The sequence below is a fragment of the Pseudomonas sp. G5(2012) genome (assembly GCF_000408945.1).
Lineage (GTDB): Bacteria > Pseudomonadota > Gammaproteobacteria > Pseudomonadales > Pseudomonadaceae > Aquipseudomonas > Aquipseudomonas umsongensis.
In genome coordinates, this window is record NZ_APIO01000008.1 from 31,773 (window position 1) to 45,486 (window position 13,714).

General features: G+C 60.3%; 10 protein-coding genes. 7 read left to right on the top strand and 3 right to left on the bottom strand.

Going from position 1 to position 13,714, the window contains the following annotated elements; all coding sequences use genetic code 11:
- The first annotated feature begins 4 nt into the window (after window positions 1-4).
- Window positions 5-1,399: an efflux transporter outer membrane subunit gene (locus tag PG5_RS03455; RefSeq protein WP_020795693.1), complete on the top strand. Its 1,395-nt coding sequence runs from the start codon at window positions 5-7 to the stop codon at window positions 1,397-1,399.
- Window positions 1,400-1,510: 111 nt separating this feature from the next.
- Here PG5_RS03455 and PG5_RS03460 read toward each other — a convergent pair whose 3' ends face one another.
- Window positions 1,511-3,130 carry a hypothetical protein gene (locus PG5_RS03460; protein WP_020795694.1) on the bottom strand — a complete coding sequence of 540 codons (1,620 nt, stop codon included), beginning with the start codon at window positions 3,128-3,130 and terminating at the stop codon, window positions 1,511-1,513.
- A 226-nt stretch (window positions 3,131-3,356) separates the two neighbouring features.
- On the opposite strand from PG5_RS03460, the gene pvdM reads away from it, so the two are divergent.
- The 5 genes from pvdM to PG5_RS03485 all read left to right on the top strand — a co-directional run bounded on the left by pvdM (window position 3,357) and on the right by PG5_RS03485 (window position 11,494).
- Window positions 3,357-4,706, top strand: coding sequence for a pyoverdine-tailoring dipeptidase-like protein PvdM (gene pvdM, locus PG5_RS03465; protein WP_042955228.1), 1,350 nt, complete (start codon window positions 3,357-3,359; stop codon window positions 4,704-4,706).
- Between the two features lie 29 nt (window positions 4,707-4,735).
- Window positions 4,736-6,028, top strand: a complete 1,293-nt coding sequence (locus tag PG5_RS03470) for an aminotransferase class V-fold PLP-dependent enzyme (protein WP_042955230.1) — start codon at window positions 4,736-4,738, stop codon at window positions 6,026-6,028.
- A gap of 142 nt (window positions 6,029-6,170) precedes the next feature.
- Window positions 6,171-7,034 (top strand): formylglycine-generating enzyme family protein, encoded by an 864-nt coding sequence (locus PG5_RS03475; protein ID WP_020795698.1) that lies wholly within the window; start codon window positions 6,171-6,173, stop codon window positions 7,032-7,034.
- A 209-nt stretch (window positions 7,035-7,243) separates the two neighbouring features.
- A complete protein-coding gene (locus PG5_RS03480) occupies window positions 7,244-8,893 on the top strand; it encodes a cyclic peptide export ABC transporter (protein ID WP_020795699.1) in 1,650 nt (549 codons plus the stop codon).
- A gap of 117 nt (window positions 8,894-9,010) precedes the next feature.
- Entirely contained in the window at window positions 9,011-11,494 is a 2,484-nt protein-coding gene (locus PG5_RS03485) for a TonB-dependent siderophore receptor (RefSeq protein WP_020795700.1), read from the top strand.
- Window positions 11,495-11,695: 201 nt separating this feature from the next.
- Here the strand turns inward: PG5_RS03485 and PG5_RS03490 are convergent, their stop codons facing one another.
- Window positions 11,696-12,034 carry a DUF6124 family protein gene (locus tag PG5_RS03490; protein WP_020795702.1) on the bottom strand — a complete coding sequence of 113 codons (339 nt, stop codon included), beginning with the start codon at window positions 12,032-12,034 and terminating at the stop codon, window positions 11,696-11,698.
- 688 nt (window positions 12,035-12,722) lie between these two features.
- Between PG5_RS03490 and PG5_RS33175 the strand changes: the two genes are divergently transcribed.
- On the top strand, window positions 12,723-13,244 hold the full coding sequence (locus PG5_RS33175; RefSeq protein WP_081648137.1) for a DUF3304 domain-containing protein: 522 nt from the start codon (window positions 12,723-12,725) through the stop codon (window positions 13,242-13,244).
- A gap of 152 nt (window positions 13,245-13,396) precedes the next feature.
- On the opposite strand, the gene PG5_RS35230 is transcribed toward PG5_RS33175, so the two are convergent.
- Window positions 13,397-13,696 carry a hypothetical protein gene (locus PG5_RS35230; protein WP_371106597.1) on the bottom strand — a complete coding sequence of 100 codons (300 nt, stop codon included), beginning with the start codon at window positions 13,694-13,696 and terminating at the stop codon, window positions 13,397-13,399.
- Window positions 13,697-13,714 lie beyond the last annotated feature (18 nt).

Here is a 13,714-nt window from a genome sequence, read left to right on the forward strand (position 1 = left end):
TTCCATGAAGCCGCAACTGAGTTTGCTGACCCTCTGCCTGCTGCTCGGCGCCTGCGGCAGTCCCGCCCAGCGTCCGGACAGCGGCATTACGCCGCCCACCGCCTGGCAATCACCACACTCCTCGACTGCTACCCGCGACAACCAGCAATGGTGGAACCGCTTTGGCAGCCCGCAACTGGGACGCCTGATCGAACAGGCCCGAGTCGGCAGCTACGACCTGGCCGCCGCCATTGCGCGGGTGCGCCAGGCACAGGCCGAAACGGTGGTCGCCGGTGGTTCGCAGTTACCGGAAGTCCAGGCAGGGGCAAACGCCAACCGCCAGAAATTGCTGCGCGGCAATGGCTACAGCCAACTGGATGCCGACAGCGACAACAGCGCCGTGGACTATTTCAACAGCAACCTGACCGCCACTTACGAAATCGATTTCTGGGGTGGCCAGCGCGCTTCCCGTGACAGTGCGCAATTCGCGTTGCAGGCCAGCGAGTTCGATCAGGCGACGGTGGAGCTGACGTTGCTCAGCGGCGTCGCCAACACCTATGCGCTAACCCTGTCGCTGCAGGAGCAAAGCCGTATTGCCGGGCTCAACCTGGCCAACGCGCAGAACGTGTTGAAACTGGTGCAGACTCGCTTCGATTCCGGCTCCGCGACCGCACTGGAACTGGCTCAGCAGAAAAGCCTGGTGGCCGCGCAACAGCGGCAATTACCGCTGGTACGGCAGCAGGCCATCGACGCGCAGATCAGCCTCGCTACCCTCCTCGGCCGCCCGGTGCAGGAACTGGCGCTGGGCCGGGAACATTTCGATCAATTGTCCTGGCCCGCCATTGACGCGGGCGTACCCAGCGAATTGCTCAGCCGGCGCCCGGACATCGCCCGGGCCGAAGCGCAACTGGCCGCTGCCCAGGCCGACGTCACCGTCGCCCGCGCCGCAATGTTTCCGACCCTGACCCTGAGCGCGGAAATCGGCTCCGGTGCCGACCGTGCCGGTGACATCCTGCGCAGCCCCTTCTACAACCTCACCGCCGGATTGCTGGCGCCGGTGTTTAACAATGGGCGCCTGGGCGCCGAGCGCGACCAGGCTTTGGGCCGCCAGGAAGAACTGCTGGAAAGCTACCGCGGTGCGATTATCAATGGCTTCGCCGACGTGGAAAAAGCCTTGAACAGCATTCGCGGACTGGACGAACAGCGCCAGTGGCAGAGCGAGGAGCTGAGCCAGGCGCAGACCGCGTTCAACATCGCCCAAAGTCGCTATGAGGCGGGGGCCGAGGATTTGCTGACAGTGCTGGAGACGCAACGCACACTGTATGCGGCGCAGGATTTGAATGTACAACTGAGGCTGTCGCGGATGCAGGCGAGCATTGCTTTGTACAAGGCGCTTGGGGGTGGGTGGCAGGTTTTGTAGTTGATCGTTCCCACGCTCTGCGTGGGAATGCAGCCCGGGACGCTCTGCGTCCCATCCAGAGCCGAACGCGGAGCGTCCGTTGAGGCATTCCCACGCAGAGCGTGGGAACGATCATGTAACGACCGGCTTCACCTTCAAATTCCGCGCATACCAAGGCCGCTGCGGCACCTTCCTGAACAGATCCGCCAGCTTCTTCTCGTCCTCGCCAAAGGTAATCCGCAACGCCAGCTTCATGGTCTCCGGGTCCATCTCCACCGACTTGCCCGCCTGCAACCCCGGCGTGGCGCTGCAACCATGGGTCCCCGGCCCCAGCCACGGGTCGTCGATCTCGACCCAACGCCCTGGCGCGAACCACTGCACGCCATTGACCTCAAGCCGACTCACCTGCCCCGGGTGGAAACGCTCATGGGCGCGGAACCAGTCTTCCAGGCGATCGTCGATCCAGCCGTGGAAGTGCCAGAACACCGGGTTTACATGGGACGAGAACGGATCGCCGAGGAAGTCGTTTTCCGGCGCATACCAGCGCGCGGAAAAGTCCGCTGGATCCCGGGCGAACGGCACTGGCTGGCCGTTGGACGGATCGCGCGGCACCGAGGCCCAGCGCATGTGCAACCAGTCGTGCAGGCCCAACTCGACCTCTGAGCCAAACTGCCCCAGGGTCAACTTCGACAGGTAACGCGGGTCACGGTATTGCGACTCCCAGACCTGGAAATTGCTGTGGTAGGTCTCGGCGGTCTTGATGTCGCTGACCCATTGCGAATACTCGTCATCGTCTTCGGCCAGCCAGGTAGGTGGCAGCGCCGTGCCGTCGTGGTTGTCGAAATAATTGGCGAAGCCGATGCGGTCCCGGGCCAGTTCCGGTTGCGGCAAGGGGAACCGCGTCCATGACGGCAAGTCCTGCATCGAACGTGCGGTGCCGAGCATGTGCCGATGCATGAAGAAGAAGTCCACGCCGGAGCCGTTGCGATCCTTGCGTGTGCCACGGGCGTCACGCTCCTTATCCCGCGGCCCGGGCTGCCACCCGATGCCGCGCAAGGCGTCGCGCTTGTCTTCGGGCAAGGTGTGCCATTTATCCCTGGACGCATGCCAGAGCTGGTGGAACAAGCGATGCTCCTGGGACGTCAGCCAGGCCAGCAGCGGTGGATTCAGAGCGGTGCGTTCGCGGGCTTCGGGGAACACCTTCTTGACCGCGACAAAGCGATTGTCCTGGGTCGTCATCATCAAGGGGCGATCCAGATCCAGCACGCGACCACTGAGGCTGGCGCTGCCGGCATTGCCGAAACCGGCCCAGACTTCGTCCAGCGCCATGCTGAACTCGTAGTCACAGCTGCCACGGGCGCTGAGCAAGCGCCAACTCAACTGCGCCGGCTTGACCCCGGCCACATCGCCCAGCACCTGATATCGCGGTGCTTCGCTGGAACGCAAGCGCTCGGCGGTGTCGAGAAAACCAACCAGGCCACGGCCCTTGTGGCCAATGTCGAGAAACAACTCCAGCCCGTCCCGTGGCAAGCCTTCAAGCCCGGCATCACGTCCTTCGAAACGGATCTGCCAGACACCACGCAGCGTATCCGCCAGGCGTTGGCCGGCGACATCCGCCACCTCGAACGACGCTTCGCCGGGGGTGATCGTCGGGTCCGGCTTCGTCCATTGGCGATGCCCATAAAAAGCCGCGGGCACAGCCGCGCCGGTCAGCGCCAGGCCTGCCATGAACCATCGTCGAGAAATCGTCATTGCCCTACCTGTGTCAGCCATGAAGCAGGCTTTATCCAAGCTAGAACGTTTGTTCCCTTCCAAAATTTATGGTGCAGCCAAAAGATCGCAGCCTGCGGCAGCTCCTACATGAAATGCCTGCCCCTGTAGGAGCTGCCGCAGGCTGCGATCTTTTCAGGAGCACCTAAATTCCTTGGTCGATCACTCGTTCCTCCCAGATAGCAAAGGCTCCCTGACTGAGACGGCAATGACAAAACCACGTTCGAAAAAGGCTCTTTTCATCGGCCTGCCGCTAGCCCTGGCGATCTGCGCGGGCGCAGGCTTTGCGGCCTGGGATTACGGGCTCAAGGACAATCACGGTTACCCGGTCAAAGTGATGAAGCAGGCCGAAGAACTGCATGAGCGCCTTCTCTCGTTCGACAGCCACATCACCGTACCCATGGACTTCGGTACCGCCGGCAATGAAGCCGACAAGGACGGCAGCGGCCAGTTCGACCTCGTCAAGAGCGGACGCGGACGCCTGTCCGGTGCGGCCCTGACAATTTTCGGCTGGCCGGAAATCTGGAACGGTCCCAACGCGCCGCATCGCCCCACCGCCGGCTTCGTCGAAGAGGCACGCTTCGAACAGGAAACCCGCTACAAGATCATCAGCGCCCTGGTGCGCGACTTCCCCAACCAGGCCGCCATCGCCTACACCCCTGACGATTTCCGGCGCCTGCATGGCGAAGGCAAGTTTGCAATCTTCCTGAGCATGCTCAACGCCTACCCACTGGGCAACGACCTCAATGCCCTGGATAAATGGGCGGCACGGGGCATGCGCATGTTCGGTTTCAGTTATGTGGGCAACAACGCCTGGGCCGATTCATCCAGGCCGCTGCCGTTCTTCAACGATTCCCGGGACGCCCTCGGCGGTCTCTCGGACATCGGCAAGCAGGCCGTGCAGCGCCTCAACGACCTCGGCGTGATCATCGATGTCTCGCAGATGTCGACCAAGGCCCTGGAGCAAGTGGCCCGGTTGAGCCGCACGCCGATGGTGGCCTCGCACTCCGCCCCGCGCGCCCTGGTAGACATCCCGCGCAACCTCAGCGACCACGAAATGCAGTTGATCAAGGACAGCGGCGGCGTGGTGCAGATCGTCGGCTTCCCGACCTACATCCGCCCACTGAGCCAGGCCACCCAGGACAAGCTCAACGCCCTGCGTGCGCGTTTCGACCTGCAACCCCTGCAAGGCCTGGAGATGGCGTTGATGCCGGGCGACCCGATCATCACCGTGTGGTCGGAACAACGGTTCGGCGAATACGCCAGCCAGCTCTACGCGATTGTCGACGAAGAACCCAAGGCCACCCTCAAGGACTACGGCGACGCGATTGACTACGCGGTGAAGAAAATCGGCATCGATCACGTCGGCATCAGTTCCGACTTCAACGATGGCGGCGGCCTGGACGGCTGGAAAGACGTCAGCGAGGCGCGCAACGTGACAGCCGAGCTGATCAGCCGCGGCTACAGCGAAGCCGATATCGCCAAACTCTGGGGCGGCAATTTCCTGCGGGTCTGGGACCAGGTCGAAAAAGCCTCCCGGCCCGTCGCCAAAAACTGATGCCACTTTTGCCAAGCGAACCCGAAGCCATGACCAACCGTCGCTCCTTCCTCAAGCAGGCCGGCATTCTCGCCGCCGGCCTGCCCCTGGCTGCTTCCGTGTACCCGCCAGCCCTGGCCGGCGATCTACAACAGCAGCCACCGCCTTTGCCCAAGGGCAAATGGGCGCAGTTGCGCCAGCTGTTCAATCAGGACCCGAACTACCTGCATTTCGCCAATTTCCTCGTCACCTCGCACCCAACGCCGGTGCGCAACGCGATCGACATGCACCGCGCCAACATCGACCGCAACCCTGGCCGGGCCATGGACTGGGACCTGCAGGAAACCGAGAAACGCGAGCACAATGTGCGGGTCTGGGCCGGACGCTACCTCAATGCCAAACCCGAGCAGATCGCGCTGACCGGCAGCACCACTGAAGGCCTGGCGATGATCTATGGCGGGATTCATGTAAGGCCGGATCAGGAAATCCTGGTCAGCGAACATGAACACTATTCCACGAATTACACGCTGGAATTTCGTCAGCAACGCCAAGGCACGAACGTGCGCAAGCTCAAGCTGTTCGAGAGCAGCCGCGACATTTCCGTGGACGAAGTGCTGGGCTCGATTGCCCAAGGCATCCGCCCGCAAACCCGCGTGCTGGGCATGACCTGGGTGCAATCGGGCAGCGGTGTGAAACTGCCGATTGGTGAAATCGGCAAGCTGGTCGAAGAGTACAACCGCAAGCGCGACGAAAAGGACCGCATCCTGTATGTGGTCGACGGCGTGCACGGCTTTGGCGTCGAGGACCTCGACTTTCCCGACATGCACTGCGACTTCTTTATCGCCGGTACGCACAAATGGATGTTCGGCCCCCGTGGCACCGGGATCATTTGTGCCCGCTCCGCCGAGGTCCGGGACGTCACGCCGATCATTCCGACCTTCAGCGAATCCACCGATTTCGCGACCATCATGACCCCCGGCGGCTATCACAGTTTCGACCATCGCTGGGCCGTGGACGAAGCGTTCAAGCTGCACCTGGATTTGGGCAAGGCCGAGGTCCAGGCGCGCATTCATGAACTCAACAGCTATGCCAAGGATCGCCTGCTGGAACAGCCGCGGATCGAACTGGTCACGCCAAGGAGCCCGCAACTGTCCGCCGGTTTCACCTTCTTCCGGATCAAGGACCAGGACTGCGAAAAGGTCGCCAGCGGGCTGATGCAGAACCGCGTGGTCTGCGACTCGGTGGACCGTGACGCTGGCCCGGTGATCCGCATCGCTCCCGGCCTGCTCAACAGTGAACACGAAATCGACCGGTTCACGGCCCTACTGAACAAAACCGCCTGAAACCACCATTCACTGTAGGAGCGAGCATGCTCGCGATGGTCGCCAGAACACTGCGGATATTCAGACACCCCGCGTTATCGTTGACGTCCATCGCGAGCATGCTCGCTCCTACAGGGTTCGCTCTTCTTTATCGAGATAGAAAATGACCCGTCACATGTTAGCCCTCGCCCTAACCGCCCTCATCGCCGGCCTGCTCCCCTGCGCCGCACAGGCTGCCACCCCACCGCCAGCGGGCAAGGTATTCAAGGACTGCAAGAACTGCCCGGAAATGGTCGTGCTGCCCGCCGGCACCTTTACCATGGGCACGCCCGATGACGAAGTCGGCCGCGAGCCCGATGAGGGTCCGATGCATGAGGTGACCTTCGCCAAACCCTTCGCCATGAGCCGCTTCCAGATCACCGCCGGTGAATGGGACAGATATATCAAGGAAAGCGGCGTGACCATCGCCAACGGCGATACCCGGCCAGGTCGCGAGTGCATCGCCAGCAAGCCGCGCTACCCGCAGGGCCCGCGTCAGCCGGCGGTGTGCATGAACTTCGACGACGTGAAGAACTACGTCGCCTGGCTGTCGAAGAAAACCGGACAGCGATACAGCATGGTCAGCGAGGCCCAGCGTGAATACGCCGCACGCGGCGGCACCCAAGGCCCGTTCCCCTTTCCGTTCGATGAAGGCAAGGGATACAGCATCGCCAAACACGCCAACACCTACGGCCCGGCGGACGGCTACAGCTACAGCTCGCCGGTGGGCAGCTACCCACCGAACGCCTTCGGTATGTACGACATGCACGGCAACGTCTATGAGTGGGTCGAAGATTGCGAACACCCGAACTACGTCGACGCCCCCACCGATGGCAGCGCCTGGCTGGAACCCAACTGCGAAGCCGTGCGCATCCGCGGCAACGACTGGGGGGAAGCCCCGGTGTTCTCCCGCTCCGGAAACCGCAACAGCCAATACCCTCAGGAACGCGGGGACTGGATAGGCTTTCGCGTAGTGCGCAATCTCTGACCCCCCCTACCATCCACTGTAGGAGCTGCCGCAGGCTGCGATCTTTTGACTTTGATTTTTTTAAAAACAAGATCAAAAGATCGCAGCCTGCGGCAGCTCCTACAGGGATTTACGTGTAGTTCCCCGCCACCAGTCACCCCCCTCTAAATTAACCCCTCGACCAGACGTTCTACTGGGTATCTGCCTTCCGACCCAAGGAACCGTCTTCCATGACCCAGCCTACCCGAGGCGCCATCGGCGAATTGTTCGCCCTGCTCAAACCCTTTCGATTCATCGTCGCTGCTTCCATATTCCTGGGCATGGTCGGCGGACTGAGCGTCACGGTGTTGCTGGCGACCATCAACAATGCCCTGCACTCGGACAGCGGCCTGACCCAGGGCGTGGTCGCACTGTTCGCCGGCCTGTGCCTGCTGGCGCTGGCCAGTTCGATCTGCTCCGACATCGGCACCAACTATGTAGGCCAGCACATCATCGCCAAGCTGCGCAAACAGCTGGGCGAGAAGGTGCTGTCGGCGCCGATCGAACAGATCGAGCGTTACCGCAGCCATCGCCTGATCCCGGTGCTGACCCACGACGTCGACACCATCAGCGACTTCGCCTTCGCCTTCGCCCCACTGGCGATTTCCCTGACCGTGACCCTGGGATGCATGGGCTACCTGGCGATCCTGTCGTGGCCGATGTTCCTGATCATGGTGGCCGCGATCCTGATCGGCAGCGCGATCCAGGCCTACGCCCAGAGCAAGGGCGTGCAAGGTTTCATGGCCGCCCGCGACGCTGAAGACGAGCTGCAAAAGCACTACAACGCCATTGCCGAAGGCGCCAAGGAGTTGCGCATCCACCGTCCTCGCCGCCAGCGCATGTACACATCGGGCATCAAGGGCACCGCCGAATTCATCTGCAACACCCAGGTGCGTTCGATCAACACCTTCGTCATCGCCAAGACCTTCGGCTCGATGCTGTTCTTTGTGGTCATCGGCCTGGCCCTGGCCCTGCAAACGTTCTGGCCGAGCGCCGACAAGACCGTCATGAGCGGCTTTGTGCTGGTGCTGCTGTATATGAAAGGCCCGCTGGAGCATTTGATCGGCACACTGCCGATTGTCAGCCGTGCGCAGATCGCCTTTCGCCGCATCGCTGAACTTTCCGAACAGTTTTCCACCCCGGAACCGCACCTGCTGCTCAGCGACCAAGGCAAGGTCAAACAGGCCGTGCACGAACTGCAACTGACGGACGTGCGCTACGCCTTCCCGTCGGTCGAGGGTGCTGCGCCCTTCCAATTGGGCCCGGTCAACCTGTCGATCAAGCAGGGCGACATCACCTTCATCGTCGGCGAGAACGGCTGTGGCAAGACCACCCTGATCAAATTGCTGCTAGGCCTGTACACGCCGCAACAGGGACAGATTCGTGTCAACAGCGAGGCCATCGACGCGCACAATCGCGATGACTATCGGCAATTGTTCACCACCATCTTTGCCGACTATTACCTGTTTGACGACGTGGTCCAGGGCGATACGCAAATCCCCGAAGACGCCAACAAATACCTGCAGCGCCTGGAGATCGCGCACAAGGTCAGCGTCAAGGACGGCAACTTCACCACCACCGACCTGTCCACCGGCCAGCGCAAGCGCCTGGCGCTGGTCAATGCCTGGCTGGAAGAGCGGCCGGTGCTGGTGTTCGACGAGTGGGCGGCCGACCAGGACCCGACCTTCCGGCGGATTTTCTACACCGAGCTGCTGCCGGACCTCAAGCGCCTGGGCAAGACCATCATCGTGATCTCCCATGATGACCGTTATTTCGATGTCGCCGACCAACTGGTGCGCATGGAAAGCGGACGGGTCGTCACCGAGCTGGTGCCTGCCTGAACCCCAATGACATTTCTTTCACATTTCTTTTCCGGTTTCGCAATCGCATCTCGTCTTAATAATCATTCCCATTAATAAAAAATCTGCACGACACTTTTTCAGGAGCACAGGCAAGTAATGCGATCTCTTCCACGCCGTACCCCTCTCGCGCTGGCCGTACAGCGCCCGTCATTGCACAAAACGCTGTTGACCAGCGTCCTGCTGACCGCCACGTTGCTGGGGAGCACGATGGCCAACGCAGCACCTGTAAAAGTGAGTATTGCCGTGCAGCCGCTGTCCAGCGCGCTGACCCAACTGGGCATGCAGACCAACCTGCAAATCCTCTACAGCCCGGACCAGGTAGCCGGCATCAAGTCCCGCGCGGTGTCCGGCTCGCTGGAGCCCTCCGCGGCCCTGGCCGAGATGCTCAAGGGCACCGGCATTTCGTTCCAGATCAACGGCAACAGCGTGACGCTGGTGTCGGGTGGCTCGTCGAGCCTGCAACTGGGCGCTACCACCATTTCCGGCCAGGCCCTGGGCTTGACCACTGAAGACACCGGCTCCTACACCACGGGTGCGACTACTACCGCCACCAAGCTGCCGCTGACCCTTCGCGAAACGCCGCAGTCGGTGACCGTGGTGACCCGTCAGCAGATGGACGATCGCGGTGTGACGAGCGTCGCCGATGCGCTGCGCAACACCCCGGGTGTCACCGCCCAGAAGTACGACAGCGACCGTACCGAATTTTCCGCCCGAGGCTTTGCCATCACCAACTTTCAATACGATGGCGTCAACATTCCCTACGACGGCGTGTACGGTGAAAACCCCAACAACAGCGATGACGCTGCAAGCCTCGATCACATCGAAGTCATCAAGGGCGCGACTGGCCTGATGACCGGCGCCGGCGACCCGGCGGCCACGGTCAACCTGATCCGCAAGAAACCGACCAAGGACTTCAAGGCCTCGGTCAGCGCCACCGCCGGTTCCTGGGACAACTACCGTACCGAGGGCGACATCTCCGGCTCGCTGAACGATAGCGGCAGCGTGCGCGGCCGTTTCGTCGGTGCCTTGCAGGACAAAGATTCCTACATCGACCACTACAGCCAGAAGAAAGACCTGTACTACGGCATCCTCGAAGCCGACCTGACCGACGATACCCTGCTGACCCTGGGCGTCGACAAATCCAGCGCCACCCCTCGCGGCAGTTCCTGGACCGGTAACACGGTTTACTACGCCGACGGCGGCAAGACCGACTTCTCCCGCGGTTTCAACCCGGGCGCCGACTGGAGCCGCCGCGACTTCGACAGCACCACCTACTTCGCGTCCCTCGAGCAAGCGCTGGCCAACGACTGGAAACTCAAGCTCAGCCTCGACCAGAAAACCACCGATCACGACACCCAACTGGCCTCGGCCAGCGGTGGCTACCCGAACCGCGACACCGGCGAAGGCATGTTCTTTTACCAGGGGCACTGGGAAGGCCATCGCGTGCAGAACACCGCTGACGTGAACGTCTCCGGCCCGTTCACCCTGGGCGGTCGCGAGCATGAACTGGTGGCAGGTTTCATGACGTCCCACTCCCGTCAGACTGGCGCAACCTATGGCACCCCCACCGACTCCGATGGATCGGTACCGGGAAACATCTTTGACTGGACAGGCCATATCGCGAAACCGGACTTCCCGAAAAACGGCAAGTACGAGCGCACCCAAAGCCAGAACGGCGCTTATCTGGCCACGCGCCTGCGCCCGACCGACGACCTGTCGTTCATCCTCGGCGGTCGCGTAAGCACCTACAAGTACAACGAGGATTACACCTACTACCCCGGCGCCGGCCTGGCCGACACCCACGCCAGCTACAAGGAACACGGCGTCGTCACGCCTTACGCCGGTGTGGTCTATGACCTGGACGATACCTATTCGGTTTACGCCAGCTACACCAGCATCTACCAGCCACAAATCAACAAGGACGCCGATGGCAAGACCCTGGACCCGGTTGAAGGCGACAGCTACGAAACCGGTCTGAAAGCGGCCTACTTGGAAGGCAAACTCAACGCCAGCCTGGCCTTCTTCCGCATCGAGCAGGACAACGTTGCCGAGTCGATCGGCACCAATGAGATTACCGGCGACGGCATTTACAAAGCCGTCGACGGCGCCACCACCAATGGCGTTGAACTGGAACTGGCCGGCGAACTGGCCCAGGACTGGAACGTATCGGCTGGCTACACCTATGCCCGTACCCGCGACAAGGATCACCAACGCATCTTCGGCTTCCCGTTGGCCACCAGCAAACCGGAACACGTCGTACGCACCTTCACCACCTACCGCCTGCCCGGCGCGCTGGACCAGTTCACCGTCGGTGGTGGCGTCAGCTGGCAGAGTGCGTTTTACGGCCAGAGCTACAGCCCGAACGTAGGCGGCGGCGAAGGCGGTAGCACCATGCTCAAGCAAGGCGGCTACACCCTCGTCGACCTGATGACCCGTTATCAATACGACGACCACCTGAGCTTCACCGTCAACGCCTACAACGTCTTCGACAAGCGCTACCTGACGGGCCTGGGCAACTTCGGCACCACCTTCTACGGAGAGCCGCGCAACATGCAGATCACCGCGAAGTACGACTTCTGAGGCTGAGCTGAAATGAAAAAATGCCCGTATCGCGAGATGCGGGCATTTTTGTATGGGCCGATATTTGCGGTGCATGTGATGCCGTCATCGCGAGCAGGCTCGCTCCCACAGGGGATCTTCGGTGTGCACAAAATCCGCGTTCACCTCGGTCAACTGTGGGAGCGAGCCTGCTCGCGAAGGCGGCCCTCGCTCCAACATTGATTATTCAGGCGGATCGATCCGGTCCAACGCCCGGTTCACCGCCAACTCCCCCAACATGATCACCTGGGCAATCCCCAACAACGAATGACGACCTGCCCCTTGCATATGATCCGCCAGATCCAACGCCATGACATTGGCCGAAGCCAGTGACTCACAGGCATGGGCCAGAAGGGTTTCAACATCGAGTTCAGGGTTGACGATGAACATGCTGCAGAGCTTGCGCGGGGTGGACTGGATGTCGGCGGCCGAGGGGATGCGGTCGTTGGGGTTGTTTGAGTCGGAATTTTCTGACGAGGGTGTCGGATCGGTATCCGGCGGATTTGGTGTCACCTTGAACATGTTTGCAAACTCCCTGGATGGAGCCGCAACCACCTTGCTACTAAACGAAGGGTGGCGGCTGTACGCAGGTTAGTAGACCGGGGGAGTTAGCATTAACCGGCGCGCCGAAGCGCCCTGCGCACAGCCACCATCAAGTTCAGGCATATGAATACCTGACTGAAGGGAGCGCTATGCACCTAACTAACAACCCTCGGGCTACTAAACCCGATCACTGACAATCAGTGACCCGATCCAAGTTACCGAGCGACCCCAAGGCGCACAAGCCGGCGGATTCTGGAGTAACTGTAGGCAACGACGCAAGGTGCTGTGGCTTTCATGAAGTAACTGGGTGGGGCTATTAAAAAGACTTGAACCCATCCACGGGAGAGCTGTGAAAAGAGATCAATCCGCGCTCGATCTGCCCCGTCCAAAGTCGCTGTTCCCCTCCCCTTCGAAAAGACCGTAAAAAATCCTACATCAAAAGCGCTACGACACAGAGACCAATCCTACACGCGCCGTAGATGTTTCCTATATCCCCGCCTGTTTACTTTTTGAGAGGTTTTCAAGTCTTAACAGCGGGTGAAAAGGGCACCGCCCTGAACGCTCATCCAAGCCAGGGAAGTCTGAACATGAACAATCCAACTCCGGTCTTTCCACCAAAATCGCCAAAATCTTGGGTTTCTGATTTCAAGCAAAGGAGTTGCTAGTAATGCAAACAATGAAAAGGAAAGAAAGGGGACTATGGTTGCTGGGCGGGGCGACATTTATGCTGCTTGGGTGCACCCCTGCGGATAACAAAATGGCAGGCGGCAATATAGAGGCCGTCAATCATACAGTCCATGCTATCAACTGGTTATCGGTGAACGGCTATCGTGCTCATGGCGGAGGGGGAAGTTCGTGCTGCATTATTATGCCGACCAAGTGGCGTCCTGGCTTGAAGGCGCATATTGAATGGGAAGTTGACCCTGAACCTTTTGCAAAATTAAAACGAAGACAAACAGGGTATGGCTTCGATGAAGAATCATGGGCTCAGCACGAAGCTAATTTTCAACACCACAGTGCCAGCGTAGATATTCCAGAGTGGCCAGGCACAGAATCGTGCGACCTTAAAGTGCATTTTTTAACGTGCAATCGTGTCAAGGTCACTACCGCTTGCGCGGTGTATAGCCAACCTAACTATCCAATCAATGAACCTATGCAGATGAAGGAGCCAGCTGTATGTCCGAAATAAAAAACAACTCAAAGTCTAAAGCCTGGGCACCACCGGTATTCCCTTTAGAGGGGCGTCTTCCGGCGGATGTTCGGATCGTCACAAAAAATTATCAAAAACACACTTATGAGGAGGATCGCTTCCAGCGGACACCTGATGCTCAAGGGCGGCGCTCACAACTTTTCTGTTGTTGCCACAGTCTGCACATCAGCCTGTTTTTCGATGGCACAAATAACAATGACAACAACGACACCAAGAATAATCACCCGAGCAACATCGCCAAGCTGTTCCATGCCTCGCTTCAAGGCACTGAGGCCAAAAAGAATGGTTACTTTTCCTACTATATGCCCGGTGTGGGCACGCCCTTCCCTGAAGTTGGCGAATTGGACTACAGCGAAGACGGGCTGAAATATGCCACCGGCGGTGAAGACCGCATCAACTGGGCTCTGGTTTCCGTCTTTGACGCTTTGCATACGGCGCTTAATGGAACT

Coding starts and splice junctions, on each gene's coding strand:
- PG5_RS03470 (WP_042955230.1), top strand. CDS start 4,736: ATGACCAACCGTCGCTCCTTCCTCAAGCAGGCCGGCATTCTCGCCGCC.
- PG5_RS03490 (WP_020795702.1), bottom strand. CDS start 12,034: ATGTTCAAGGTGACACCAAATCCGCCGGATACCGATCCGACACCCTCG.
- pvdM (WP_042955228.1), top strand. CDS start 3,357: ATGACAAAACCACGTTCGAAAAAGGCTCTTTTCATCGGCCTGCCGCTA.
- PG5_RS03455 (WP_020795693.1), top strand. CDS start 5: ATGAAGCCGCAACTGAGTTTGCTGACCCTCTGCCTGCTGCTCGGCGCC.
- PG5_RS33175 (WP_081648137.1), top strand. CDS start 12,723: ATGCAAACAATGAAAAGGAAAGAAAGGGGACTATGGTTGCTGGGCGGG.
- PG5_RS03485 (WP_020795700.1), top strand. CDS start 9,011: ATGCGATCTCTTCCACGCCGTACCCCTCTCGCGCTGGCCGTACAGCGC.
- PG5_RS03475 (WP_020795698.1), top strand. CDS start 6,171: ATGACCCGTCACATGTTAGCCCTCGCCCTAACCGCCCTCATCGCCGGC.
- PG5_RS35230 (WP_371106597.1), bottom strand. CDS start 13,696: ATGCAAAGCGTCAAAGACGGAAACCAGAGCCCAGTTGATGCGGTCTTC.
- PG5_RS03460 (WP_020795694.1), bottom strand. CDS start 3,130: ATGACGATTTCTCGACGATGGTTCATGGCAGGCCTGGCGCTGACCGGC.
- PG5_RS03480 (WP_020795699.1), top strand. CDS start 7,244: ATGACCCAGCCTACCCGAGGCGCCATCGGCGAATTGTTCGCCCTGCTC.